This window comes from Amycolatopsis minnesotensis, assembly GCF_039529815.1.
Taxonomy (GTDB): domain Bacteria; phylum Actinomycetota; class Actinomycetes; order Mycobacteriales; family Pseudonocardiaceae; genus Amycolatopsis; species Amycolatopsis minnesotensis.
Window position 1 is genome coordinate 20,370 of record NZ_BAAANN010000029.1, and the last position, 25,032, is coordinate 45,401.

Sequence of the window (25,032 nt, forward strand, 5' to 3'; positions counted from 1 at the left end):
CTTTGTGGTGAATCCGCGCGCGGCCTGGGGTCCTTGGCGCACAAGGGGTTCTGGTGTCGGGGCAGGAGACCGGAAACCACCGCGCGCTGGCGCGAACTGGGCAGCGAACTGAGGACCATCCGGCAGGGCCGCGAGTCCAGCGGGCACGAAATGGCGCGGCGGACGGGCTGGCCAGTGAGCAACGTGTCCCGCTGGGAAACCGGGCTGCGGCCGATGTCGGCCGTGGAAGCCGCGATCTACCTGGCGACCTGCGGCGTGACCGGCGAGGAACGCGAACGCCTGCTGGAGCTGACCCGGCCGGGCCCGGAGATGTACTGGGTCCGCCCCTACTTCGACAAGCTGGTCGACCCCCTGAAGTCCCTGATCATCCAAGAGAACCTGGCCGAAGCGATCGTGAGCTTCGAGCCGATGCTGATTCCAGGACTGCGGCAGATCGAGCCCTACACGCGTGCGCTGATCGAAAGCAATCCACGGCACACGGCGGAGCGTGCTGATGTGCTGGTCGGTGCACGTATGAACCGCCAGAATCCGCTCGACCGGCGCAACCCGCCGAGCTGTACGTTCTTCATCCACGAGCGAGCGCTTCGTTCTGTGGTGGGAGATCCGAGCGTCATGCACGAGCAGGTGCTGCGGCTGCAACTGGCGCATGGGATGCCGCGCTGTTCGATCCGAGTCGTGCCGGAGGCCGTCTCGTTCTTCCGCACCTTTGTGGAGCCGTTCAAAATCATGGCATTTGCCGACCATCCGGCTGTGGCTCATACCGGGACCTTTGCGGCGAGCTTGTTCATGGACGCGCGCGCCGCGGTCGAGGGCTACTACCGACTTGTTGCGCAGCTGGAACACGATGCCCTGAGTGAGGGACAGTCACACCAGTGGCTTGCCCGATCGGCGGGGGAGTACGAGCGTATGAAGGAGTAGTCCGGATGGCGGCCTTCGAGCAGACCTGGACCAAGAGCACTCACAGCGGCCTTGAAGAAACGAGTGACTGCATCGAGGTGGCGCTGGCGCCTCAGCTCACCTCGGTCCGGGACTCGAAGGCCCCTTCCGCCGGGCACCTCACCCTCGCCGCTTCGGCCTGGCGCGCCTTTCTCGACACGGCACGGTTCTCTGATCGCGACTTGCCCATGCCCTGAAGGGAGCCTCAGTGACTCAAAGGCCCTCAAGGCTCCCTTCGGAGCATGGGCGGAGCGCTTCAAAGTGCGCGCGGAGCGGGAACTGGGGTGGTGAGGGGTGAGTTCGCGGCGTTGGATGCCCTGAAGGGGGACCTTCAGGGCATCCAACCGGGGCCGCGGCGTCCAGGAGTCAGGAAGTGCGACCGTGCCAGGCGTGCCGCCGCTTCGTGCCAGTGGCCGGAGCATCCGCCGTGTCTCCGGCGGAGTCGACCGGCTCGGCGGCATCCGCGGGAATCCGGACCGCCTTGCGCGCGGGCAGCACCGCGATCACCAGGCCCACCACCGCCAGGCCGAGGTGCAGCCAGGTGTCCGAACGGCCGAGGTCGAGCGGGTTGCCCAGCCCCGAAACCGGGTTCGCGGACACCACGCCGGTGATCATCAGGCCCCACACGCACACCACGCCGTAGGCCGCGAACATCAGCCAGCCGTAGGTGCGGGCCAGCCCGGATCCCAGCGCCATCAGCAGCCCGAGCGCGCCGGTCACGATGTGCACCACGTTGTGGAACGGGTTGATCATGAAGCCGAGCAGTGTCGCGTCGTGGTGTCCGGCGAAGTTCCCGAACCCCGTCTTCACCGAGCCGACGATTCCCGCCGCCAGCAGTGCGAGCCCGAGCAGGCCCGCGAGCAGCTGGGCCGGCTGAAGTCCGGCCACCCGGACGCGAGCGCCCTCCACGTGTGCCATGTGCGCCACCCCTTCGCGAGGTGTCCAGACCCGCCACCGGTGTGGCGGGTGTCAGGAGGGGAGGTTCCCCGTGCGCCGACGGCCGAAACGTCCGGTTCAGCGCGCGGTGTTCGCCATGCCCCGCACGAGCAGCAGCACCGAGTCCCTGACCTCGGCTTTGCTCCGCTGCGGCTGGAAGACCCGCCAGTCGAGCGCCACCACGAGCATGGTGCCGAACAGGCCCGCCGCCGCGGTCGGGATCTGGATCGCGTCGGGGAGCCCGCACTCGTCGGCGATGCGCTGCAACGTGTCCTTCACGATCGAGATGATCTCTTCGCGCAGCAGCGACAGCGTTTCGTGCCACTGGCCAGGCGTGCGCCACATCTCGCTCACCAGTATCTGCGAAAACCCGGGGTACTCCGCGATGAACTCGAGTGCACTGTCCACTTGCGACTCCAGCGCGGCCATCGCCCCCCTGCCCCCGCCCGCGGTGCGCAGCCGGTCGGCGAGCTGGCCGACGCCGTAGCGCAGCAGCGCGTCGACGAGCGCGTCCTTGCTGGCGAAGTTGTAGTAGACGGTGCCTTTCGCCACGCCCGCGGTCGCCGCGATCTCGTCCACGGTGAGCCCGACCAGACCGCGGCTCGTGGCGAGCTTCAACGTCGCGTCGAACAGCTTCTGCTTCGTCGCATCGCCTCTCGCACTCACAGGCTCAGCTCCGGCTTGAGCTTCGACACCGTCCACACGCGACGCTTGTGCGCGGCGAGCGTCGACACCAGGATCCCGCCGACGAGATAAGCGGTCAGCACCCCGATGTCCCCGAGGATCTGCAGATCGGCACCGGTGTAGAGCAGGTGCCGGAACCCGTCGATCGCGTACCCCATCGGCAGCACCATGTGCAGCGGGTACAGCGCGTCCGGGATGGTCTGCCACGGGAACGTGCCACCCGCGCTCACCAGCTGCAGTACCAGCAGCACCAGGCCGAGGAACTTCCCGACCGCGCCGAACAGGGCGTTGAGGGCGTGGATGATCGCGGTGAACGACAGCGACACGAGTATCGCGAACCCGATCGCGCCGAGCGGATGCGCCACGTGGATGCCGACGAGCCACACCACCGCGCCGAAGAGCACGATCACCTGCGCGATGCCGAGCAGTGCCGAGGAGAGCCAGCCGCCGAGCGCGACCCGCAACGGCGACGCGCCCGCGGTGAGCGCGCGCGTCGACAGCGGGCGCAGCAGCAGGAACAGCACGAACGCGCCGATCCAGGTGGCGAGGGAGATGAAGAACGGGGCAAGTCCCGCGCCGTAGGTGCCCGCGGACGCGACGCCGACGGAATTCACCGACACCGGGTTCGCGATCGTGTTCGCGGTGGCCGCCCGCGTCGGGTCGTCCGGGTTGGGGATCTGCTTGAGGCCCTCGTTCAGCCCGTCGCGGAGCTGGTTCGCCCCGTTCGCGAGATCGGTGGTCCCGGTCAGCGCGGTCTTCTCACCCTCGTTCAGCTTCGCCGCGCCGCCGTTGAGCTGGTTCGCACCGTCGGAGGCCTTCGCGATCCCGCTGGTCAGGGCGGGGGACGAACCGGCGAGCTGGCTCGCTCCGTCGGAGACCTTGCGAGAACCGTCGGCGAGCGCAGCGAGCTGCTGGTTCGCGCCCTGGATCTTCGTGTTGGCCGCGTCGACGGGCGCGCGAAGCTGCTTGAGCACGGTCAGCACGTCCTGCACCTGCGGCTCGGACAGGCCCTTGTCCCGCAGGTTCTGCGCGATCTTGTCGTTGGTGCTGTTGAGGTTGTTCTGCAGGTCGATGGACCCGGTCGCGAGGAGCTGCCCGACCTCGGCGACCTTCGTGTTGCCCGCGGCCACCTGCGCGGCGCCGTCGGCGAGCTGTTTCGACTTCGCTGGCAGTTCCGCGGTGCTCTGCCGCAACGTGGTGAGCCCGGTGGAGAGCTGGACGCTGCCGGTCGCGAGCTGCTGCGCGCCGTCGGCGAGCTGCTGCTGCCCATCGCGCAGTTTCCCCGCCCCGTCGGCGAGTTTCGCCGCTCCGGCGCCCGCTTCGGAGATCTTGCCGTAGATCGTGGAGAACCCGACCAGGAACCGGTCCGCCGCCTCGCTGCCCACCTTCTCCGCGATCGTGGTGCGCACCTGCTCGGCGACCTTGTCCGCGATCGTGCCGGACAGGTAGTTGTTTGCGTCGTTGGTGGTCAGCGTGATGGTCGCCTGCTGCGGCTGGAGCTTCCCGCTGGAGAGCAGCGCCTGGGAGAAGTTCTCCGGGATGCCGATCGCGAAGGAGTACTTGTTGTTCCGCACGCCTTCGCGGGCTTCGTCGGCCGAAACCTCGTGCCACTGGAAGGTGCCGGACTTGACCAGTTCGTCGGTGACCTCGCGGCCCACGTTCCGGTTCGTGTCCCCCTCGGTCGACCCGGCGTCACCGGTGACGACCGCGGCGGGCAGCTTGTCCAGCCGCGAGTACGGGTCGTAGTTCGAGTACAGGTACAGCGACGCGTACAGCAGGGGGACGAGGACCAGCGCCGCGAGCGCCAGTTTCGGCAGGGTTCCCGAGCTGAGCCTGCGCAGTTCGTTGAGTGCGATCCGGATGCTGCTCACGCTTCGGCCCCCGTGGTGTCGTGCTCGCCGGTGATGATCGCGGTGGCGCCGGGTTCCTCCGGCGGGGCGCACCGCTGCGGTGGTGGCTGCTGGTCCGCGCCGGCCAGCGCCGGGGTCGATGGCAGCGCGCCGACCGGGACGGTCGCGGTCAGCACGACGACCGCGAGCCCGCGCTCGGCGTGCTCCCGCGCGAGCATCCACCAGCCCTCGACCTCGCTCGTGTGCCGGTCGGGCCGGTCGAGCACGAGCATCCGCACTCCGCGGCGCTCCGCCGCGAGGTTCGTCAGCAGCCGGGTGCGGACCTCGGGTGCGAGGTTTTCGAACCGCACGCCGGCCTGCCCGGCGAGATCGTGCTCGGTGAGCCAGCGCAGGACGGCGTCCTTGCCTGCGGGACGGTGCGCGAGCGCGAGTTCCTCCCCGACGACGACGCGCAAGGGGAGCGCGTCGTCCGGTTCGCTGACGTCGGGCGAGTCGACCACGGCGACGGCGTCCCGCAGTTTCGCGGCGCTGTCGGCCGAGGTCGCGTGATCGACGGTGACGGTGCCCGTGGTGGGCTTGACCCGGCCCGCGAGCGCAAGCCCGAAGGCGGTGATGCCCACGCCGGGATCACCGTGCAGGACGGCCAGCTCGCCTTCCGCGACGGTCAGCGAGGTCGGTGGAAGGAGGGTGCCGTGCGGCCCTTCCACGGACACCTTGTCGGCTCGTACCTGCACAATGGCTCCTTTTAGACTGACTGGTCAGTTCAAAAAGTAACCCTCGGGGGATCGCCCGGCAAGCCGAACCGGTGTGATGTCACCCTCCAGAGTGACCGACGCGACGGCTCAGCGCAGCGCCGCGGCGGGCCTCGTCTCCCAGTACGTCCACAGTGGACGATAACCCTGCCGGTGCCAGAAGACCGGTGCGAGGGGGTTGGGCGGGTTGTAGTAGAGGTACGAGCCGCGCGCGCCCGCCGCGAGGAACTCGTCGTGCGCGGTCGCCATGATCGCGCGCCCGATCCCGCGCCCGCGCAGTCGCGACACCGTCGACACCGCGTTGACGTAGGCCCATTTGCCGGGGGGAAGCAGTTCGCCCGCGGGGGAGCCTTCGAGCGATCGCACCCACTGGCAGTCCGCGACGCCCGCGATCGCGCCGTCGCGTTCGGCCACGTACGCGGACCCGCTGTCCAGCGTCGCGCGCAGGCCGGGCGCGACCAGCGCGCCCGTGTCGTCGCGGTAGCGGCTGCCGGTGAGTCCGGTGTAGACGGTCGCGGCGGCGGTGATCGCCAGCACCTGCTCGAAGTCGTCACCGCGCGCCAGCCGGACCCCGGTCCTCGGCACGTCCTCGCCCGCGCCGGCCCCCCGGATCGCGAGCACCGTCAACGGGGTCATCCCGTGGTCGAGGAACGCGCGCGCGGCTTCGGCGTCCCGGCTGGGCCAGGCCACGACGCACGCCGAATCCTCGCCGGAATCCTCGGTCGCCATGCGCGAGCGCCATGCCGTGAGCAGGGCGTCCATCCCGGCGAGCCCGGTGCCGCCGACGAACGGGAACAAGTGCCACGCGGTCGCGGCGGACCACACCAGATCGGGTGAACCGGGCTGGTGGTCGTAGCGGTGCACGACCCCGGCCACCTCGTCACCGGCGGCTGTCACCGCCCGCAGCGCTTCACCCCGCGACGCGCCCGCGGCGGTGGGCAGCAGCGGGTCGAGCCGGGCGAAGTGGTCTCGCTGCGCGGCGAACAGGGCGGCGGAGACGGTCATCGATCGCGTTCGGAGCGGAAGATCGCGGTGCCGGGGAAGAGCTTGCCGCGCAACGGACTCCACTGCCCCCACACGCGCGTGTGGCCCTCCGGCCATTCGGGCTCGACGAGATCGGTGAGCCGGAACCCGGTCGCGTCCAGCGCGCGGACGTAGTCGCCGAGCGTGCGGTGGTATTCGACGTAGGTCGCGGTGCCGTCGTCGTCGACCTCGACGTAGGGCGTGCGGTCGAAGTACGGCTGCGTCGCGGTGAGCCCGAGCGGGCCGGGGTCGTCGGGGAAGATCCAGCGCATCGGGTGCGTCACCGCGAACACCCACGGCGCGCCGGGCGCCAGCACGCGGTGCACCTCGGCGAAGACGGTGGCGATCGAGGTGACGAACGGGACCGCGCCGAACGCCGAGCACGCCGCGTCGAACGTGCCGCCTGTGAAGGGGAGGTGCTCGGCGCTCGCCTGCACCAGCGGGACGTCCGCGCCGGTGCGCTCGTTCCCTTCGCGGGCGTGCCGCAGCATGCCGCCGGAGAGGTCGAGCCCGATGGCGCGCGCGCCCGCCCCCGCGAGCCAGCGCGCGCAGGCGGCCTGCCCGCAGCCGACCTCCAGCACCCGCTTGCCCGCCACGTCGCCGAGGAAACCGGCGTCGGCCTCGCGCAGGCCCTCCGGGCACCAGACGAAGTCCGCGTCGCCGAGGAACGTGCCGTGTTCAGCCTGGTAGTCGTCGGCGTCGGCGTCCCACCAAGCGAGGTTCGCCGCCGTCGCTTCGCCCTCGTCGACGGGGCGGTAGCCGACTTCGGCGGTGCCGAGCCGGTCCTGCGCGCGTTCGTGGCGGTCGTCGGGGTGCACGCCGGATATCCTGGCCTACGGGCCCTGCCGGTTTTGCCGCGCGGACCCTGTTTGTGCCAGGAGAGGGCAGCCGCGTAGGATATCTCCAGCGCAGTGGGTTCGCGCTACCCCCTCGGTCGGACATCATGGCTGGGACACGGGTCGCGCACCGTCGGCGGTGGTGTTCGCGCTCGTTCTCGAGGACGTTTGCTTTCACTCTTCGGTCGTCACACGGGCCCGGTGCGCGCGAACCGCACACCTACTATTCCCAATCCATACCGGAGCAACCCGCCTAATGACCATCGACACCGCCACCGCCCCGACTGCGACCGCGCCGCAGCAAGTCGCCATCAACGACATCGGGTCGGAGGAAGACTTCCTCGCCGCCATCGACAAGACGATCAAGTACTTCAACGATGGCGACATCGTCGAAGGCACCATCGTCAAGGTCGATCGCGACGAAGTGCTGCTCGACATCGGGTACAAGACCGAGGGCGTCATCCCCTCGCGTGAGCTGTCCATCAAGCACGATGTCGACCCGGCTGAGGTTGTCACCGTCGGCGATGAGGTCGAAGCCCTCGTTCTCCAGAAGGAGGACAAGGAAGGCCGTCTGATCCTGTCCAAGAAGCGCGCGCAGTACGAGCGCGCCTGGGGCACGATCGAGGAGCTCAAGGAGAAGGACGAGCCCGTCAAGGGCACCGTCATCGAGGTCGTCAAGGGCGGCCTCATCCTGGACATCGGCCTGCGCGGCTTCCTGCCCGCGTCGCTGGTCGAGATGCGCCGCGTGCGCGACCTGCAGCCCTACGTCGGCCGCGAGCTCGAGGCGAAGATCATCGAGCTGGACAAGAACCGCAACAACGTGGTCCTGTCCCGCCGTGCCTACCTGGAGCAGACCCAGTCCGAGGTGCGCAGCGAGTTCCTCAACGCGCTCGCGAAGGGCCAGGTCCGCAAGGGCGTCGTGTCCTCCATCGTCAACTTCGGTGCCTTCGTGGACCTGGGTGGCGTCGACGGCCTGGTGCACGTCTCCGAGCTGTCCTGGAAGCACATCGACCACCCGTCCGAGGTCGTCGAGGTCGGCCAGGAGGTCACGGTCGAGGTCCTCGACGTCGACATGGACCGCGAGCGCGTGTCCCTGTCGCTGAAGGCGACCCAGGAAGACCCGTGGCGCCAGTTCGCCCGCACCCACGCGATCGGCCAGATCGTGCCGGGCAAGGTCACCAAGCTCGTCCCGTTCGGCGCGTTCGTCCGCGTCGAGGAGGGCATCGAGGGCCTGGTGCACATCTCGGAGCTGGCCGAGCGCCACGTCGAGATCCCGGAGCAGGTCGTCCAGGTCAACGGGGACGTCATGGTCAAGGTCATCGACATCGACCTCGAGCGTCGCCGCATCTCGCTGTCGCTGAAGCAGGCGAACGAGGGTGTCACGCCGGAGACCGAGTTCGACCCCACCCAGTACGGCATGGCCGCCGAGTACGACCCCGAGGGCAACTACATCTACCCCGAGGGCTTCGACCCGGACACCCAGGAGTGGCAGGAAGGCTTCGACAAGCAGCGTGAGGAGTGGGAGCGCCAGTACGCCGAGGCGCAGACTCGTTACGAGGCCCACATGAAGCAGGTCCAGAAGGCCGCCGAGGCCGACGCGGCTGCCGCCGCGGACGCCGCGACCGGTGTCGACGGTGGCGAGCAGAGCTACACCTCCGCCCCGGCCGACAACGCGCCGAAGGGTGGTGGCGGCACGCTCGCCAGCGACGAGCAGCTCGCCGCGCTGCGGGAGAAGCTCTCCGGCGGTGCGTGAGTCGCTGAGACTCGCTTGACGCGCTAGAAAACGAGGAAGACCCCGGCTTTATCCGAGCCGGGGTCTTCCTCGTTTTCCTCACTGCCGTAGGGAAATTCCATACCGGACCAGGCCGTCGTGCTGGGGGAGCACCCGACCGAGATGGCGGCGCGGCTCCGAGGGCGGCCGATCGGACCCTGGCTGGACACCTCCGGGCGAACGCCCGAGGGGACCGTCGACGAAATCCTTGCGCGCCTGGTCCGAGGGCCGGGTCCGGTGACTCGGCCGGGGAAGCCCGGCGGCATGTGCATCTTGCCGGCCCGGCCCGCCGCCGACTTCGACCGCCGAGCCGTCAGGTACGAGAACCCGTCGGTCGCGAGCGAGACGACCGACCTGGCGATCTCCTCCGGGGCCGCCATCCGTTCGAGCCCGCTGACGTTGAGCGGGCCCCACGCCTTCTTGAACGCCGCCCGCACGAGGTTCGGCAGCCCCTTCGGCCGCACGAAAGCGGTGTCCGTGGTGCCGGGCAGGAACGTGTTCACCCGGATGCCCTTGGTCCCGTAGCCGAGCGACGCCACCTGCGCGATACCGTCGATCGCGCTTGCTGGCGGTGTAGGCGGTCCCGCCCGGCCTCGTCGATCCGGAAGCGGTGCAGATGATCACGCCGCCCCCGGTGGCCAGCAGGTGCGGCACCTCGTACCTGATCGACAGGAAGACACCGCGGCTGCTGGTGTGCACGACGTCTTCGTAGCCGGCGAGGCTCATTTCGTGCAGCGGCGCGGACTTCGTGCTGCCCGCGTTGTTGATCGCCACGTCCAGCCGCCCGTACCGGCGCACCGCTTTCGTCGACGAACCCCTGCACCTGCTCGGGCACGCGCAGGCACGTCGTGTCGCCACCCGCCTGCCTGATCTCGGCCTCCACCTGCCGCCCCAGCTCGACGCGCCGCCCGCAGAACGCGACTTTCGGGCCCTCGGCGGCGAACAGCTTCGCGGTGGCACGGCCTACCCCGGAGGTCGCGCCCGTGACCAGCACGACCTTGCCCCGGAACCGGCCGGCGGAGGTGCCGGGCGCGGGCAGCCCGGTCGCCGCGGCGCCGAGGTAGGGCGGCAGGATCCTCTTCGTTCGTGGACATGGGAAAGAGGCGCCGGAACCGGGGCCGGCAAATCCGTCATGATGACCAGGCTGCGCGCGCGGGGGCCCGTGTGAGGCATGCTCTTGCCGTGACGACGAGTACGGACGCTTTCGAATTCCGCGGCAGGCGGCTGGTCCGCGACCGGGCCCTGATCATGGCGATCATCAACCGCACCCCCGACTCGTTCTACGACCGCGGTGCCACCTTCGACGACCCGGCCGCACTCGCCGCGGTCGACAGGGCGGTCGCCGACGGCGCGGACATCGTCGACATCGGGGGCGTCAAAGCGGGGCCCGGCGGTGATGTCGACGCCGCCGAGGAGATCCGGCGCGTGGTGCCCTTCGTCGCCGAGATCCGCCGTCGCTACCCCGATCTGGTGATCAGCGTCGACACCTGGCGCCACGAGGTCGGCTGGCCCGCCTGCGATGCCGGGGCGGACCTGCTGAACGACACCTGGGCCGGTGCGGACCCGGAGCTGGCGGCGGTCGCGGCGGAGTACGGCGCGGGGTACGTCTGCTCGCACACCGGGGGAGCGGTGCCGAGGACGCGGCCGTTCCGCGTCCGCTACGAAGACGTCGTGGCGGACGTCATCGAGGAGACCACGCGGCGCGCCGAGGAGGTCGTCGCGCTCGGGGTGCCCCGCGCCGGCGTGCTGATCGACCCGACGCACGACTTCGGCAAGAACACCTGGCACAGCCTCGCCCTCCTGCGCCACGCCGGCGCGCTCGCGGCCACCGGCTGGCCGGTGCTGATGGCCTTGTCCAACAAGGACTTCGTCGGCGAGACACTGGGCGTGGAACTGGCCGAACGGGTCGACGGCACCCTGGCCGCGACCGCGCTCGCGGCGCACGACGGCGCAGCCGTGTTCCGGGTGCACGAGGTGCGGCGGACCCGGCACGTGCTGGAGATGGTGGCCTCGATCGCGGGACGGCGGGCGCCCTCGGTCACCGTGCGCGGCCTGGCCTGACCGGCAGGCGCGCCGGAACTGTCGGTGCCTCGCGGTAGTGTTGAAATCAGGGGCTCCCCTAGGCGGAGGTCGCTCGATGGTGCCTGGTTTTCGGCTCAGCGGCGCGGAAAACGGCGGATCTGGAACGAAAGGCTGCCGGTGAGCAGCGCCTCGGCGGTGACGGTCAGGGTGGGGCCGGTTCCCGGTGTGACGGTGTAGAACGCCGAGCCCGTCCGCACGTTCGGGATGCGGAACCCGAGCACGCAGGTGCCGTAGTGGCCGGGTTTCGTGGCGCTGGCCCGCCCCGGCTGGATGGGGCCCGCGCCGACGACGGCGCCCGCCTGGTCCCGGACGGTGACTGTGGTGCCCGGCCGCAGTTCCGGGTTCTTCGCCGTCGGCCCGCAGGCGGAATCGCCTTCGGCGCGCACATAGTCGCCCCAGCGGAGGGACCAGCTCCCGGCCGCGGTGAAGATCGAATCCGGCCCCCGAGCCGACAGGAGTGCCACCGTCGTTCCCGCGAGCACCAGGATGCCCGCGGCGCTCCCGGCGATCGTGGCTCTTCTCGGCATCGGTGGCGGCTCCCCGGCTCGTCCTTACCTACACGGGGTCGTGTCGGCGGCCGCGGTCGTTACCGTTTCACATCCCGGGAGCCGAGTTCCGCCTGTTGACTCCGCGCGCCGGGGCGATGAAGACTTCCGGCATGAGCAACGGGATTCCCCTCGTGTCCCGCCTGCACGTCGACCTCCGGCAGCAGGCGAGCGCGGTCTGTCCGCCGCTCCGCTGACTTCTCACCCGTCCCCCCTTTTTCTTCGGCGAATCCCGGGAGAAATCGTGTCGATTTCCACCACGGGCGTTCTCGCGCGCCCGGAAACCGCCGCCGATCCGCCCGCGCCGCGTGCGCGCCGGCGATGGCGCCCCGATCTGCGCCGTTGGATCAGCCCGATCGCGCTCATCGCGGTGTGGCAGGTGGCCAGCGGTACCGGCGTGCTGCCACCGGACAAGCTGAGCTCGCCGTGGACGGTCGCGCGGGCAGGCGCGGAACTCGTCTCCGACGGCGAACTCGGTTCCGCCTTCGCGGTGTCCATCACCAGGGTCGGTGCCGGGTTCGCCCTCGGCGCGGTGGCCGGGTTGCTGCTCGGCATCGTCGCGGGGCTTTCCCGCTGGGGTGAGGTACTGGTCGACCCGCCGGTGCAGATGCTGCGCACGCTGCCGTTCCTCGGGCTCATCCCGCTGTTCATCCTGTGGTTCGGGATCGGCGAGGAGCCGAAGATCGCACTCGTCTCACTCGGCGTCGCGTTTCCGCTGTACCTCAACACCCACGCCGGGATCCGCGGTGTCGACGGGCAGCTCGTCGAGGCCACCACCGTGCTCGGCTTCACCCGCCTGGAACGGCTTTGGCACGTGGTGCTGCCCGGCGCGCTGCCCTCGGTGCTGGTCGGCCTCCGGCAGTCGCTCGGCCTCGCCTGGCTCGCGCTGATCGTGGGGGAGACGGTCAACGCCGACGCCGGGCTCGGCTACCTGATCAACAACGCACGCGAGTTCCTGCGCACCGACGTGATCGTGGTCGGGCTCGTGGTGTACGCGATCCTCGGCCTGGTGACCGACGCGGTGGTCAGGCTCATCGAACGGAGGGCGTTGCGATGGCGAGCGTGAGGGTCACCGGCCTGAGCAAGCGCTTCGGCGACCGGACCGTCCTCAATGGACTCGATCTGACGATCGCGCGCGGCGAGTTCGTCGCGCTGCTCGGCCGCAGCGGGTCCGGGAAGTCGACGCTGCTGCGGGTGCTGGCCGGGCTGGACCGCGATGTCGAGGGCGGGGTCGAGGTGGACGGCACGGTGTCCGTCGCCTTCCAGCAGCCGAGGTTGCTGCCGTGGCGGCGTGTCTGGCGGAACGTGGTGCTCGGCCTGCACGCGCCGGACGCGGACCGGGCGCGAGCGGTGCGCGCGCTCGACGAGGTCCGGCTCGCCGAGCACGCCGACGACTGGCCGCGCACCCTTTCCGGCGGTGAGGCGCAGCGGCTTTCCCTTGCCAGGGCGTTGGTGCGCGAACCCGATCTGCTGCTGCTCGACGAGCCCTTCGGCGCGCTCGACGCCCTCACCCGGCTGACGATGCACCGCCTCGTCGAGGACCTGTGGCGCCGCCATTCGCCGTCGGTGCTGCTGGTCACCCACGACGTCGACGAGGCACTGCTGCTCGCCGACCGCGTACTCGTGCTCGACGACGGCCGGATCGTCGCCGAGCACCTGCTCGGCCATCCCCGGCCGCGGCGGCTGGCCGAGCACTTCGACATCCGTGCCCGCGTGCTGACCGACCTGGGAGTGTCCGAAGATGCGTTCGCGTAGCTGGCCAGCCGTCCTCGCCGCGGCGCTCGTACTGGCGGCCGCGGCCGGGTGCGGTGCGACCCAATCCGGTGCCGCGCCGGTACCGCCGGAGGTGAGCAAGGCCGATCTGGCGAAGGTGACCCTGAAGGTCGGCGATCAGAAGGGCGGCGCGAAATCCTTGCTCACCGCGGCGGGCCTGCTCGGCGACCTGCCGTACAAGATCGAATGGTCGACCTTCACGTCGGGGCCGCCGCTGCTGGAAGCGGCGTCGGCGAACGCGATCGACGTCGGCAGGGTCGGCAACACGCCGCCGATCTTCGCCGCGGGCGCCAACGCCAAGATCGCCGCGGTCGGCGTTGCCAAGGGACCCGTCGACGACGACGCGATCCTCGTCCCCGCGGACTCGCCGCTGAAGGCCGGAGCCGATCTGCGAGGCAAGACGATCGGCGTGGCGAAGGGCAGTTCCGCGCACGGCCAGGTGCTGTACTCGCTGCGCAGGTCCGGTCTGTCCACAAAGGATGTCAAACTGTCGTTCCTGCAGCCGTCCGAGGCGTACGCGGCCTTCAACCAGCACCAGATCGACGCGTGGGCGGTCTGGGACCCCTACACCGCGCAGGCACAGCTCGAATCGCACGCGCGGACGCTCGTCGACGGGCGCGGCGTGGCGAACGGGTACGTCTTCGACGTGGCCGGCAAGGACGCGCTCGCCGATCCGGGCCGGAACACCGCGCTGCGCGACTACGTGACGCGCGTGGCCAAAGCCCGGCTGTGGGCGAACACCCATCGTGCCGAATGGGCCAAGGCGTGGGCCGCCGAGACCGGGCTCAAACCGGAGGTCGCGAAGGCCGCCGCCGAGCGCGGGGTGGAACTGCCGGTACCGCTCGACGACGCGGTCACACGGTCCGAACAGGAACTCGCGGACGCGTTCAGCGACGACAAGGTCCTGCCGGGCAAGGTCGACTTCGCCGCGTTCGTCGACAAGCGGTACGCCGGGGCTCTCGCCACCACCGGCAACCCCTGACCGTCTACTGTGGAGTGATGAGATGAGCGTGCGGCTGCACTGGTTCCTGCCCACCACCGGCGACGGCCGGACGATCGTGGAACGCTTCCACGCCAACCGGTCGCTCGGCCCGACCGCGCAGCGGGCCCCGGACATCGACTACCTGGCCCAGATCGCGCGCGCCGCCGAGCAGCTGGGGTTCGAAGGCGCGCTGACCCCGACCGGCACCTGGTGCGAGGACGCCTGGCTGGCCACCGCCGCGCTGATCAGGGAGACGAACCGGCTGAAATTCCTGGTCGCGTTCCGGCCGGGGGTCATTTCGCCGACGCTGGCCGCCCAGATGGCGGGCACCTACCAGCGGATCTCGCGGGGCAGGCTGCTGCTCAACATCGTCACCGGCGGGGACGCGGTGGAGCAGCGGCGGTTCGGTGACTGGCACGACCACGACGCGCGCTACGCGCGGACCGGTGAGTTCCTGTCGATCCTGCGGGGCGTGTGGTCCGGCGAGCCGTTCGACTTCGAAGGCGAGCACCTCAAGGTCGAAGGCGCGACGGCGCTGGCGGCACCGGACCCGGTGCCGGAGGTCTACTTCGGCGGCTCGTCGCCCGCCGCGCTTCCCGTCGCGGCGAGGCATGCCGACGTCTACCTCACCTGGGGCGAGCCGCCGTCGCAGGTCGCGGAGAAGATCGGCAGGGTGCGCGAGCTGGCCGCAGCGCAGGGACGGACGGTCCGGTTCGGCGTCCGGCTGCACACGATCTCCCGTGACACTTCGGCGGAGGCTTGGGCGGAGGCGCAGAAGATGCTCGACGCGCTGAGCCCGGACCAGGTCGCGAAGGCGCAGCAGCAGCTCGCGGCGAGCGAATCGGTGGGGCAGCGGCGGATGGTCGCGCTGCACGGCGGCGCGCTGGACGCCGGGGTGCGCGGGCTCGAAATCCACCCGAACCTGTGGGCCGGGGTCGGGCTGGTGCGCGGCGGCGCCGGGACCGCGCTCGTCGGCAGCCACGAGGAGGTGGCGGACCTGATCGAGGAGTACCACGCGCACGGCGTCGAGGAGTTCGTGCTGTCCGGGTATCCGCACCTCGAAGAGGCGTACTGGTTCGGCGAAGGGGTGCGGCCCGTGCTCGCGAGCCGGGGCCTGCTCGACGGCGTCCCGGCCCTGCGACCCGCGCGCCCCGAAGGAGCCGTCTCGGCACAGTAAACTGTATAACGATCTATACGGCGCCGCTTTCATTCGATTCTTCAGGGTGCCCGGCACCCTGAAGGACGCGAGGAATCGGGTTGCTGGCGGTGGGATGTCCCTGAAGGTCACAGTGAGGGCGTATGGGGGCCGTGGCCCCTGAAGGTGGTCTTCGCGGGCTGCTCCGCTCCAGGGCGGATGCCCTGAAGGGGGCCCTTGAGGGAATCTGATGCCGCGAAGGCGTCCTTCGGGGCATCAGTATCACCTTGTCCCGCATGGTGGCCTGCAGGGACCGCGCGGCACCGGCGGTCCGGGGGCGGCGACGGTCAGTGTGCCAGCAGTTGCTCGTGCAGGACTTCCAGGAGCAGCCTGGCGCGCCCGTCCTGGTCCTCCGAGCGCATTTCGCTGGTCACGAACGAAAAGCCGACGTGGTGCAGCGGCCAGCTCCCGTGCCGCCCGCCGCCGGCGCCGGAGTGCCCGAACGCGACGGACACCGGGCCGTAGGTGCCCACGACATCGGGCAGCTCGAACCCGAGTCCGAAGTGGACGGGGCGGTCGTTGAGCACGTCGAAGCCGTCGGAGAAGGTGCGCATCGCCTTCTCCAGCCCGGCCACCGGGATCACCCTGCCCGCGCCGAGCAGGTCGTAGAGGCGGGCCATCGCGCGCGCGGTGCCGATCCCGGTGGCGCCGGCGTGCTCGGCCCTGCGGAACTCGGGCGAGTTCGGGAAGTCCTCTTCGGACAGCAGCAGCCGGTACATCCGGTCGATCGTCTCGCGGCGCTCCTCGTCGTGCAGGAACGTGCTGATCCGGTAGTCCGGCGAGCGGACCACCCGGGCGATCCGCTCGTCGAGCTCGGCGGGGGTGCCGAGGTGCAGGTCCAGCTGGTACGGCTCGGTGACCAGCTCGCGGACCAGCGTGCCGAGCCGCCGCCCGGTGGCGCGCCGGACCAGCTCGCCGACCAGGTAGCCGTAGGTCAGCGCGTGGTAGCCGACCTTGCTCCCCGGTTCCCACAGCGGCGCCTGCCGCGCGAGCGCGGCCGCGTTCGCGTCGTTGTCGAACACCGCGAACGCGCCGTCGGGCTCCGGATCGACGTAGGGCAGGCCGACGGTGTGCGCCATGATGTGGTGCACCCGCACGTCGCCCTTGCCCGCGGCGGCGAACTCGGGCCAGTAGGTGGCCACCCGCTCGTCGTGGTCGAGCATGCCGCGGCCGATGAGCGCGGCCACCACCGTCGCGGCGATGCCCTTGGTACCGGAGAACAACGGGGTCAGCGTGTCGCGGCGCCACGGCGCGTCGGTGCGCGGATCGGCCACCCCCGCCCACAGGTCGACGACCGGGACACCGCGGCGCAGCACCGCGAACGCGCCACCGCCGAGCGAGTCCGCGAGTTGCTGCGCGAACACCTCGCGGACGGGTTCGAATCCGGGTTCGACAGTGCCGTGGATCTTCACGGCTCACAGCCTAGGGGTGTTCTCGAGGAGCTCGCGCGTGTAGGGGTGGGACGGTGCGGTCAGTACGTCGCCGACCTTCCCGGTCTCCACGATCGTCCCGCCGTTGAGCACCGCGACGCGGTCCGCGACGTGGCGTGCGAGCGCGATGTTGTGCGTCACGAACACCATCGCCATGCCGAGTTCCGCGCGCAGCTCCGCCAGCAGGTCGATGATCGTGGCCTGGACGGACACGTCGAGCGCGCTGGTCACCTCGTCGCACACCAGCACCCTCGGCGTGGTGACCAGCGCGCGGGCGATCGCGGCGCGCTGGCGTTCCCCGCCGCTGAGCTGGTCGGGGAGGCGGTGCGCGAACGAGGGTCGCAGCCGCACCCGGTCGAGCACCTCCTCGATCCGGTCGCGCCTGCCCGCCTTCGACAGGTCGGTCAGCCTCGTGAGCGGCACCTCGACCGACCGCGCGATGGTGCGGCGCGGGTTCAGCGACGAAAACGGGCTCTGGAACACGTACTGGACGTCGCGCCGCTGCTCCGTGGTGCGGTCCGCGGTCGAGCGCGCCAGCGCGACCCCGTCCAGCTCGACCGAACCCGCGTAGTGCCGGTTCAGACCGGACACGCACTGCGAGAGCGTGGTCTTCCCCGACCCCGATTCGCCCAGCAGCAGCAGGCTTTCGCCCGGGGCGAGCGCAATGTCGACGCCCCGCAGCACCTCGTGGCCGCCGTAGGCGACCGAGAGCCCCTTCGCGGCGAGCAGCGGTGCGCCGGTGCCCTCTTCGCCGGGGGTTCCCCCACCGTCGAGATCGGGCACGGCGTCGACGAGGCGCCGGGTGTAGGCGTGGCGGGGCCGGTGCAGGATTTCGCGCGCCTGCCCGGATTCGACGATCTCGCCGCGGTACATCACCGCGACCCGGTCCGCGATCTTCGCGACGACGGCGAGGTCGTGGGTGATGTAGAGCGAGGCGACCCCGTGCTCCGCGGCCAGCGAGCCGATCGTTTCGAGCACCAGCGTCTGCGTCGTCACGTCGAGCCCGGTGGTCGGTTCGTCCAGCACCACCACGGCGGGGCGGCAGGCGAAGGCCATCGCGATGCCCACCCGCTGCTGCTGACCGCCGGAAAGCTGGTGCGGATAGCGCTTCCGGTACGCGGCGTCGCCGGGCAGCCCGACCTCGGCCAGCACCTCGGCCACGCGCGCCTCCCTGTCCTCTTCGGACTGTCCGTGCTGGTGGGTCTCGAGCACCTCCGCGATCTGGACACCGATCCGGAGCCCGGGGTTCAGCGACAGCGCCGGGTCCTGCGGGATGTAGGACACCGTGTGCCCGCGCAACGCCCGGCGGTCGCGTTCGGACAGTGCGAGCACGTCGACCGGTTCGCCGTCGCGGGGCGCGATGGTGACGGCGCCGCCGGTGGCCGCCAGGCCGCGCCGGAAGTGGCCGAGCGCGGCGAGGCCCGCGGTCGTCTTGCCGGACCCGGATTCACCGACGAGCGCGAGCACCTCACCCGGCGCGATCTCGTAGGAGACCCCGCGCAGGATCGGGGATCCGGTGAGCGTGCCGATCTCGAGCCCGGAGACCGTCAGCGCGGCGCTAGTCATCGGTGCCCCTTCCCGTCGCGGCCGACGCGAGCGCGTCGGTGATGAGGTTCGTGCCGACGGTCAGCACCGCGATCGCCACCACCGGAAGCAGCACGCCCCACGGCTGGATGACCAGCGCGATCCGGTTCTCGTTGATCATCAGCCCCCAGTCGGCCGCGGGCGGCCGGACGCCGAGCCCGAGGAAGGACAGCGACGCGATGTAGCCGATCGAGTAGGTCAGGCGCAGGCCCAGCTCGACCATCAGCGGGCCGGTGATGTTCGGCAGCACCTCGCGCAGCAGGATCCGCCCGCGCGGCACCGCGTACATCCGGGCGGCCTTCACGTAGTCGTGGCCGCGGACCGCCACCGTCGCCTGCCTGGCCACCCGCGCCACGCGGGGTGCGTGCGTGATCCCGATGACGACCACGAGCAGCCAGCCCGCCGGGCCGATCATCGCGATCGCGAGCAACGCGAACACCAGCTGCGGGAACGAGAGCAGCACGTCGTTGGCGCGCATGAGGACGCCGTCGAGCCTGCCGCCGGTGTACCCGGCGAGCATGCCGAGCGCGGTGCCCGCGACCACGCCGAGCGCGGTCGCGAGCACGGCGTAGAGCAGCAGCGTCGACCCTCCACTGAGGAATCTCGTGAGCACGTCCCTGCCGAGGCCGTCGGTGCCGAGCACGCCCTCGTGCTTGAACGGCCGCCCGGCGAACTCCGTGGTGGAGTAGCCGGTGAGCAGCGGGCCCAGCCACGGGCCTCCCGCGGCGGTGAGCACCACCAGCGCGGTGAGCGCGACGCCGATCTTCGCGCGCGGGAACGACCACGCTCGCCGCAGCAGGCCCGCCGGCTTCCCCGGCGGGGCCTCGTCGATCCCGGTCGGGGCTTCCGGATCGAGGGAACTCATGCGCGCGCCTCCGTCCGCAGCCGGGGGTCGGCCAGGATGCCGACCACGTCGGCGAGCAGGTTCACCACGATGTACACCGCGGCGATGATGAGCGTGATCGCCTGGACGACCGCGACGTCCCGCTTGTTGACCGCGTCGATCAGCGCCTGCCCGACCCCGGGGTAGCGGAACAGGAACTCCACCACCACGACACCGCCCGCGAGCCAGGCGAGCTGCAGCGCGACCACCTGGGCGACCGGGCCGACGGCGTGCGGCAGCGCGTGTCGCAAAAGGACGGTGCGCTCCGGTATTCCCTTCAGCCGGGCCATTTCTACGTAACCGCTGTCGAGCACCTCGCCCATCGTGGCGCGCATCATGCGCGTGATGTAGGGGGTCACGACCAGTACCAGCGTCAGCACCGGCAGGACGAGCTGGCTCGGTCTCGACCACACCGCCTCGCCGGGCGCGGCGAGGGTGACCGACGGGAAGACCTTGAACACGGTGGTCGAGAGCAGCACGACGAGGCCGACGCCGATGACGAACTCGGGCAGCGCCGCGATCACCAGCGTGACACCGGAGACCGCGTGGTCGGCGGTGCGGCCGCGGCGCATCGCGCTCCAGGTGCCGAGCGCGAGCCCGAGCGGGGCGGAGAGCACCGCCGCGGCGGCGAGCAGCACCAGCGAGGCGATGATCCGGTCGCCGAGCAGCGCGTTCACCGAGCCCTGCGTCGCGGTGGAGGTGCCGAGATCACCGGTGAGCACGCCACCGAGCCACTCGAAGTACCGCTGCCACACCGGCACGTCGAGGTGGAGCTGGTGCCGCAGCGCGGCGATCCGCTCCGGGGTCGCCTGCTGGCCCAGTATCGCGCGGGCGGGATCGCCCGGCAGCAGCAGCGTCGCCACGAACACCAGCACGGTGACGAGCCAGAGCACGACGAGGCTGACCAGCAGCCTCTTCAGGACGAGCCGGGTCATTTCAGGCCGCCCTTCCGGTGCCGAGCCACACCTGCGAGAACCGGTACCCGCCCAGCGGCAGCCCGGTGCGGTCGGGTGCCAGCCCGGCGACGTACACCTGGTGCGCGTCGATCTGGTTGAGGAAGCCCCAGATGATGTTGCCGCCGCGTTCGTACTCGATCCGCTGCGCCCTGCCGAGCAGCCTCGCGCGCTCGCCGGGGTCGGTCGTGCCACGCGCGGTTTTGACGAGATCGAGGAATTCCGGGTCGTGCCAATGGGTTTCGTTGTACGGCGAATCGGGCAGCGCGCCGTTGGACACCTGCGGCAGGTAGTTGCGGGTGTACCAGAAGGACTGGGCGAAGTCCCACGACAGGTAGTTCTCGCCGAAGAACGTGGTGGTGTCGACGCGGTTGAGCCGCACCGTCACCCCGGCCGCCTTCGCCTGCTGCTGGAACACCTGTGCCGCCTCGACCGCGCCCGCCTGGATCGGCGCGGTCACCAGCTCCACTTCGAGGCCCGCGTGCCCGGCGGCGGCGAGGAGCCGCTTCGCCTCGGCGATGTCCTGCTTCCGCTGCGGCAGGTCCTTGGCGTAGGCGGGGTCGAACGGCGCGTAGAGGTCGTTGCCGACCCTGCCCTCGCCGCTGAGCACCTGGTTGATCATCTGCTCGCGGTCCACGACGAGCCGCATCGCCTGCCGGACGCGGACATCGTCGAACGGCGGGCGGTCCACCCGCATCGTGAACGGCAGCCAGGTCCCGGTCTCCGAGCGCAGGATCCGGATCCGCGGATCGCTGCGCAGCACCTCGATCAGCGCCACCGGGACCTGGTCTACGACGTCCACTTGGGACGAGAGCAGCGCGTTGATCCGCGCGTCGTCCTCGGTGAAGTCGGTCAGGACCAGCTCGTCGAGATACGGTTCGCTCCGGCGCCAGTACAGGTCGTTGCGGTGGAAGGAACTCTGCAAGCCCGCGGTGAACGACCCCGCCCGGAAGGGGCCGGTGCCGATCGGCTTCGCCGGGTCGAAGTCCGCGGGCACGATGCCGAGGTTGTACTGGCCGAGGTAGTCGTCGAACGCGGTCGCCGGTTCCTTCAGCCGGAACTCGACCCGCCGGTCACCCGACGGCACCACCTCGGCGAGCGTGCTCAGGCTCGACGCGCCGCTCTTCGGGTCGTTCGGGTCGGTGATCCGGCGGAAGGTGGCCACCACGTCGGCGGGTGTGACCGGCCTCCCGTCGTGGAAGCGCACTCCTTCGCGCAGGGTCGCCGTCCACGTCTTCGCGTCCGGCGAGGAGGTGAGCGACTGCGCCACCAGCATTTCCGGCCGGTAGTCGTGCCCTCGGTAGAGCAGCGGCTCGTACAGGTTCACCGTGCGCGCGATATCGGGGTTGGTGGCGGGGATGTGCGGGTCGAGGGTGTCCGACGAGCCGCCGCCGGTGATCCCGGCGCGCAGGGTGCCGCCCCGCCTCGGCGGGCCGCTCGGTGCCGCGGCCGCGTCCGGCCCGCTGCCGCACGCCGCCAGCGCGGGCGCCAGCCCGAGCAGCGCCGCGCCGCCCGCGGCGGTGCCGAGGAACCGCCGCCTGCTGAGGTTTCCGTTACTCCATCGCGCTTCCGGGTTCATGGGGGAGACTTCCGGTGAGGGTGGGGGATCAGGAGATGGCGCGTCCCGCGTAGTCGGGGGCGGGGGCCAGGTAGCCGCGCAGCCGATCGGCGACGGCGCCGGGGAAGGGCGCCGCGCGTGCTTCGGCGACGTGCAGTGCGAGCAGTTCCTCCGTCGCCACGACCGCACCGCCGACCACGAGTTCGTGGCAGATCCGGACCTTCTTCGCGCCCACCGAAAGCACCGTGGTGGCGACGAGCAGGTCCGCGTCCGGCCCGACCTCCCGCAGGTACCGCACGTGGGCTTCGACGGTGTAGAGCGAGCACCCGGTTTCCGTGCGGTAGGCCGCGTCCAGGCCGGTCACGTCCATCAGGTGGTCGGTGGCGAACCCGAACACCATGACGTAGAACGGTTCGCTCAGGTGCCCGTTGTAGTCGATCCACTCCGGACGGACGGTGTCGCGGTATTCGAGTGCTTCAGGCATCGCGCGCCCCTTCGACGGCGCGCTGCACGGCGATGATCGCGCGGTCCCGTTCGGCGACCAGCCCGGCGATCGACCGCCCGCCCGCCTCGTCTTCACACCCCTCGACCATCCGGTCACGGAGTTCGGCGGTCAGCTCGGGTGCGTCCAGCCGGGTCCACGGCGACTTGAGCGACGGTCCGAAGTGGTCGAGCATGTGTGCCATCCCGCCCTCGCCGCCTGCCAGGTGGAAGGTGAGGCACGGCCCGTGCACCGGCCACCGCAGGCCGGGCCCCTCGGTGATCGCGGTGTCGATCTGCTCGACGGTCGCCTCCCCGTTGGCGACCATGTGCAGCGCCTCGCGCCAGAGCGCCTCCTGGAGCCGGTTCGCGATGAACCCGGGCAGCTCGTCGGCCATGGTGATCACGGACTTGCCGACGTGCCGGTAGAACGCGGCGGCCTCCTCGACGGCCCACGGCTCGGTGAGCCGCCCGCCGACGACCTCCACCAGCGGGATCAGGTACGGCGGGTTGAACGGGTGGCCGACCACGAGCCGTTCCGGGGCTGCCGCGGCGACCTGCATCTCGCTCATCGCGTAGCCCGATGTGGACGAGGCGATGACCACATCGGACGGTGTGGCCGCGTCGATCTCGGCGAGCAGTTCCTGTTTCAGGTCAAGCTTTTCCGGCGCGCTCTCCTGCACGAAGCCCGCCGGGCCGACCGCCTCGGCGAGCGTGGCGGTGACGGTGAGGTTGTCCCGGCTCGCGCCCTCGGCCAGTCCGAGTGCGGTCAGCGCGGGCCAGGCCGCGTCGACGATCCGCGCGAGTCGTCCGGCCGCGTCCGGAGCCGGGTCGTAGGCGAGCACCCGGAAGCCCTTGGCCAGGAAGTGCGCCACCCAGCCGCCGCCGATCACCCCGGCACCGACGCAGGCCACCGTGTCTACTGCGGACACGTCAGTGCGCTTCGGCACGGGCCGCCCCCTTCAAGTTCAGCTGGGTCCGGGCCTGATCCGGCGTCGCGATGGTGGCGCCGAGGTTTTCGAGGATGCCGACCGCCCGTTCGACGAGCTGGCCGTTGGTCGCCTTCACGCCCTTGCTCAGGTACAGGTTGTCTTCGAGGCCGACCCTCACGTGCCCGCCGAGCAGCGCGGACTGCGCGACCCACGGCATCTGGTCGCGCCCGATCGCGAACGACGCCCACTGCGCGTTCTCCGGCAGCATCTTCACCATCGTCTGCAGCAGCGCGGGCTCGGCGGGCGCGCCGTACGGGATTCCCATGCACAGCTGGAAGAGCGGGGGAGCGTCGATGAGGCCCTCGGCGATCATCTTGGTGGCGAACCACAGCTGGCCGGTGTCGAAGATCTCCAGCTCCGGTTTCACGCCGAGCTCCTGGATCCGCTTCGCCCCGGCGCGCAGCATGTCCGGAGTGGACACGTAGAGCTGGTGCCCCTCACCGAAGTTCAGCGACCCGCAGTCGAGCGTGCAGATATCCGGCAGCAGCTCCTCGACATGCGGGAGCCGGTCGGCCGCGTTGACGAGATCGGTGCCGTCGACCGGTTTGAGCGGGTCTTCCTCGTCGAGCACCAGATCGCCGCCCATGCCCGCGGTCAGGTTGAGCACCACGTCGACGCCGCTGTCCCGCACGCGGCGCACGGTTTCCCGGTACAGCGCGACGTCGCGGGAGCCCTGGCCGGTATCGAGGTCGCGCACGTGGATGTGCACCACGGCGGCGCCCGCGTTGGCCGCTTCGACGGCGGAAGCGGCGATCTGCGCCGGGCTGATCGGCACGAACCCGCTCTTGCCCGTCGTGTCCCCGGCACCGGTGAGTGCGCAGGTCACGATCACTTCATGCTTCACGATCCTCCTCAGTGGACGGATGGGCGCCGTGCGCGAAGCCGTGCACGATGGCGCGGTCGATGAAGTCGCGGAGATGGCGGCGCATCGTCGCGACCGAACTGCCCGGTTTCCCGGTCAGCACCTGGATGCCGAGCCCGTCGATCAGGGCGGTCAGCTGCGCGGTGAGCTGGTCGGGATCGCCTGGCGCGAACGTGCCCTGCTCCTGCCCGGACCCGATGGTCATCGCGATGGTGCGGTACCAGCGGTTGTAGGCGTCCCAGTACAGCTCCCGCATCTTGGGGTCGAGCGCGCTTTCGTTCCACACCTGCAGCCACACCGACCATTCCGCGCGCAGCACGGGCCCGACCGGCAGCTGCAGCTCGACGAGCTTGAGCAGCCGTTCGTGCGCGCTGCCGACCGCGTGCAGCTCGGCGACCTGGCGGTCGAACGCGAGTTTCACGTTGCGCCGCAAGGCTTCGGTGAGCACGTCGGCCTTGGTGGGGAAGTGGTAGTGGATGGCGGCGGGGCTGGTGCCGCACGCACGGGCGATGTCGGCGATGCGGACCTTGTGGTAGCCGCGGTCCGCGATGAGCTGCCACGCCGTTTCCAGTATCCGCCGCCGCGGTTCGGGCTCCTCCGGGTGCCCGGCCGAGCGCGCCGCGGGCGGCGGCACGGCCGTCACGGTCGCCGCGTCGTCGCTGCCGTGCAGCAGCCAGTTGACGGTGACCCCGCTGTACTCGGCGATCCGCACCAGCTCGTGGGGCGAGAACCGCCGGGTTCCGGTGAGCGCTTTGGACAGTTTCGTCGCGTCGAGATCGATGCCGGCGGCGAACTCCCGCTGCGCCACCGGCATCGCGCGGATCAGGCCACGGACGCGCTCGCGCAGTTCGTCGTGCTCCGTGCCCGGTGCGCTCATGGCAGAGGACGGTAAACGCGGTTTGCGCTTATCGCAATGCCCGAAGGT

Annotated in this window: 25 protein-coding genes and 2 pseudogenes; 8 read left to right on the top strand and 19 right to left on the bottom strand. The window is 70.7% G+C overall.

Annotation, left to right across the window (positions count from 1 at the left end; all coding sequences use genetic code 11):
* Window positions 1–33: 33 nt before the first annotated feature.
* Together ABD256_RS30495 and ABD256_RS30500 are read left to right on the top strand one after the other, a co-directional pair.
* Window positions 34–918 (top strand): helix-turn-helix domain-containing protein, encoded by an 885-nt coding sequence (locus ABD256_RS30495; protein WP_344427010.1) that lies wholly within the window; start codon window positions 34–36, stop codon window positions 916–918.
* Between the two features lie 5 nt (window positions 919–923).
* Window positions 924–1,133, top strand: coding sequence for a DUF397 domain-containing protein (locus ABD256_RS30500; RefSeq protein ID WP_344426708.1), 210 nt, complete (start codon window positions 924–926; stop codon window positions 1,131–1,133).
* Between the two features lie 169 nt (window positions 1,134–1,302).
* Here the strand turns inward: ABD256_RS30500 and ABD256_RS30505 are convergent, their stop codons facing one another.
* The 6 genes from ABD256_RS30505 to ABD256_RS30530 all read right to left on the bottom strand — a co-directional run bounded on the left by ABD256_RS30505 (window position 1,303) and on the right by ABD256_RS30530 (window position 6,999).
* A complete protein-coding gene (locus tag ABD256_RS30505; protein ID WP_344426710.1) occupies window positions 1,303–1,854 on the bottom strand; it encodes a DUF4383 domain-containing protein in 552 nt (183 codons plus the stop codon).
* Between the two features lie 96 nt (window positions 1,855–1,950).
* Window positions 1,951–2,538, bottom strand: a complete 588-nt coding sequence (locus ABD256_RS30510) for a TetR/AcrR family transcriptional regulator (protein WP_344426712.1) — start codon at window positions 2,536–2,538, stop codon at window positions 1,951–1,953.
* Window positions 2,535–4,427 carry a YhgE/Pip family protein gene (locus ABD256_RS30515; protein WP_344426715.1) on the bottom strand — a complete coding sequence of 631 codons (1,893 nt, stop codon included), beginning with the start codon at window positions 4,425–4,427 and terminating at the stop codon, window positions 2,535–2,537. The genes ABD256_RS30510 and ABD256_RS30515 overlap by 4 nt, the downstream gene beginning before the upstream one ends.
* Window positions 4,424–5,140: an ATP-binding cassette domain-containing protein gene (locus ABD256_RS30520; RefSeq protein WP_344426718.1), complete on the bottom strand. Its 717-nt coding sequence runs from the start codon at window positions 5,138–5,140 to the stop codon at window positions 4,424–4,426. Before ABD256_RS30520 ends, ABD256_RS30515 begins: the two co-directional genes overlap by 4 nt.
* A gap of 108 nt (window positions 5,141–5,248) precedes the next feature.
* Complete coding sequence (locus ABD256_RS30525) at window positions 5,249–6,163, bottom strand: GNAT family N-acetyltransferase (RefSeq protein WP_344426720.1); 915 nt, start codon at window positions 6,161–6,163, stop codon at window positions 5,249–5,251.
* Window positions 6,160–6,999 carry a class I SAM-dependent methyltransferase gene (locus ABD256_RS30530; RefSeq protein WP_425546546.1) on the bottom strand — a complete coding sequence of 280 codons (840 nt, stop codon included), beginning with the start codon at window positions 6,997–6,999 and terminating at the stop codon, window positions 6,160–6,162. The genes ABD256_RS30525 and ABD256_RS30530 overlap by 4 nt, the downstream gene beginning before the upstream one ends.
* A 274-nt stretch (window positions 7,000–7,273) precedes the next feature.
* Here ABD256_RS30530 and rpsA point away from each other — a divergent pair, with 274 nt between their 5' ends.
* Window positions 7,274–8,770, top strand: coding sequence for a 30S ribosomal protein S1 (gene rpsA / locus ABD256_RS30535; protein ID WP_344426723.1), 1,497 nt, complete (start codon window positions 7,274–7,276; stop codon window positions 8,768–8,770).
* A gap of 23 nt (window positions 8,771–8,793) precedes the next feature.
* Here rpsA and ABD256_RS30540 read toward each other — a convergent pair whose 3' ends face one another.
* From ABD256_RS30540 to ABD256_RS30550, 3 genes and pseudogenes are all read right to left on the bottom strand, one after another.
* On the bottom strand, window positions 8,794–9,327 hold the full coding sequence (locus ABD256_RS30540) for an SDR family oxidoreductase (protein ID WP_344426726.1): 534 nt from the start codon (window positions 9,325–9,327) through the stop codon (window positions 8,794–8,796).
* Window positions 9,328–9,409: 82 nt separating this feature from the next.
* Window positions 9,410–9,646 (bottom strand): annotated as a pseudogene (locus tag ABD256_RS30545) (SDR family NAD(P)-dependent oxidoreductase); the annotation flags it as partial.
* A 40-nt stretch (window positions 9,647–9,686) separates the two neighbouring features.
* Window positions 9,687–9,782: pseudogene (locus ABD256_RS30550) on the bottom strand (SDR family NAD(P)-dependent oxidoreductase); the annotation flags it as partial.
* 254 nt (window positions 9,783–10,036) lie between these two features.
* Here ABD256_RS30550 and folP point away from each other — a divergent pair.
* Entirely contained in the window at window positions 10,037–10,849 is an 813-nt protein-coding gene (gene folP, locus ABD256_RS30555; protein WP_344427016.1) for a dihydropteroate synthase, read from the top strand.
* 95 nt (window positions 10,850–10,944) lie between these two features.
* On the opposite strand, the gene ABD256_RS30560 is transcribed toward folP, so the two are convergent.
* Entirely contained in the window at window positions 10,945–11,397 is a 453-nt protein-coding gene (locus tag ABD256_RS30560) for a hypothetical protein (protein WP_344426729.1), read from the bottom strand.
* Window positions 11,398–11,659: 262 nt separating this feature from the next.
* Here ABD256_RS30560 and ABD256_RS30565 point away from each other — a divergent pair, with 262 nt between their 5' ends.
* From ABD256_RS30565 to ABD256_RS30580, 4 genes are read left to right on the top strand one after another with little or no spacing between them, the layout of a single operon-like run.
* Window positions 11,660–12,481: an ABC transporter permease gene (locus ABD256_RS30565; RefSeq protein WP_344426732.1), complete on the top strand. Its 822-nt coding sequence runs from the start codon at window positions 11,660–11,662 to the stop codon at window positions 12,479–12,481.
* Complete coding sequence (locus tag ABD256_RS30570) at window positions 12,469–13,170, top strand: ABC transporter ATP-binding protein (RefSeq protein WP_344426735.1); 702 nt, start codon at window positions 12,469–12,471, stop codon at window positions 13,168–13,170. The genes ABD256_RS30565 and ABD256_RS30570 overlap by 13 nt, the downstream gene beginning before the upstream one ends.
* Complete coding sequence (locus ABD256_RS30575) at window positions 13,157–14,170, top strand: ABC transporter substrate-binding protein (protein ID WP_344426738.1); 1,014 nt, start codon at window positions 13,157–13,159, stop codon at window positions 14,168–14,170. Before ABD256_RS30570 ends, ABD256_RS30575 begins: the two co-directional genes overlap by 14 nt.
* A gap of 22 nt (window positions 14,171–14,192) precedes the next feature.
* A complete protein-coding gene (locus ABD256_RS30580; protein ID WP_344426741.1) occupies window positions 14,193–15,347 on the top strand; it encodes an LLM class flavin-dependent oxidoreductase in 1,155 nt (384 codons plus the stop codon).
* Window positions 15,348–15,652: 305 nt separating this feature from the next.
* Here the strand turns inward: ABD256_RS30580 and ABD256_RS30585 are convergent, their stop codons facing one another.
* From ABD256_RS30585 to ABD256_RS30625, 9 genes are read right to left on the bottom strand one after another with little or no spacing between them, the layout of a single operon-like run.
* Window positions 15,653–16,777, bottom strand: a complete 1,125-nt coding sequence (locus ABD256_RS30585) for a serine hydrolase domain-containing protein (RefSeq protein ID WP_344426744.1) — start codon at window positions 16,775–16,777, stop codon at window positions 15,653–15,655.
* 3 nt (window positions 16,778–16,780) lie between these two features.
* Complete coding sequence (locus ABD256_RS30590; protein ID WP_344426747.1) at window positions 16,781–18,361, bottom strand: ABC transporter ATP-binding protein; 1,581 nt, start codon at window positions 18,359–18,361, stop codon at window positions 16,781–16,783.
* Window positions 18,354–19,244 (bottom strand): ABC transporter permease, encoded by an 891-nt coding sequence (locus tag ABD256_RS30595; protein WP_344426750.1) that lies wholly within the window; start codon window positions 19,242–19,244, stop codon window positions 18,354–18,356. Before ABD256_RS30595 ends, ABD256_RS30590 begins: the two co-directional genes overlap by 8 nt.
* On the bottom strand, window positions 19,241–20,197 hold the full coding sequence (locus tag ABD256_RS30600) for an ABC transporter permease (protein WP_344426753.1): 957 nt from the start codon (window positions 20,195–20,197) through the stop codon (window positions 19,241–19,243). The genes ABD256_RS30595 and ABD256_RS30600 overlap by 4 nt, the downstream gene beginning before the upstream one ends.
* A 1-nt stretch (window position 20,198) precedes the next feature.
* Complete coding sequence (locus ABD256_RS30605) at window positions 20,199–21,794, bottom strand: ABC transporter substrate-binding protein (protein ID WP_344426756.1); 1,596 nt, start codon at window positions 21,792–21,794, stop codon at window positions 20,199–20,201.
* A 28-nt stretch (window positions 21,795–21,822) separates the two neighbouring features.
* Entirely contained in the window at window positions 21,823–22,257 is a 435-nt protein-coding gene (locus ABD256_RS30610) for a thioesterase family protein (protein WP_344426759.1), read from the bottom strand.
* The gene (locus ABD256_RS30615; RefSeq protein WP_344426762.1) at window positions 22,250–23,203 is read right to left on the bottom strand and encodes a 3-hydroxyacyl-CoA dehydrogenase NAD-binding domain-containing protein; all 954 of its coding nucleotides are present in this window, start codon (window positions 23,201–23,203) and stop codon (window positions 22,250–22,252) included. The genes ABD256_RS30610 and ABD256_RS30615 overlap by 8 nt, the downstream gene beginning before the upstream one ends.
* Window positions 23,187–24,089 (bottom strand): beta-keto acid cleavage family enzyme, encoded by a 903-nt coding sequence (locus ABD256_RS30620; RefSeq protein WP_344426765.1) that lies wholly within the window; start codon window positions 24,087–24,089, stop codon window positions 23,187–23,189. The genes ABD256_RS30615 and ABD256_RS30620 overlap by 17 nt, the downstream gene beginning before the upstream one ends.
* The gene (locus ABD256_RS30625; protein ID WP_344426767.1) at window positions 24,079–24,984 is read right to left on the bottom strand and encodes a TetR/AcrR family transcriptional regulator; all 906 of its coding nucleotides are present in this window, start codon (window positions 24,982–24,984) and stop codon (window positions 24,079–24,081) included. Before ABD256_RS30625 ends, ABD256_RS30620 begins: the two co-directional genes overlap by 11 nt.
* Window positions 24,985–25,032 lie beyond the last annotated feature (48 nt).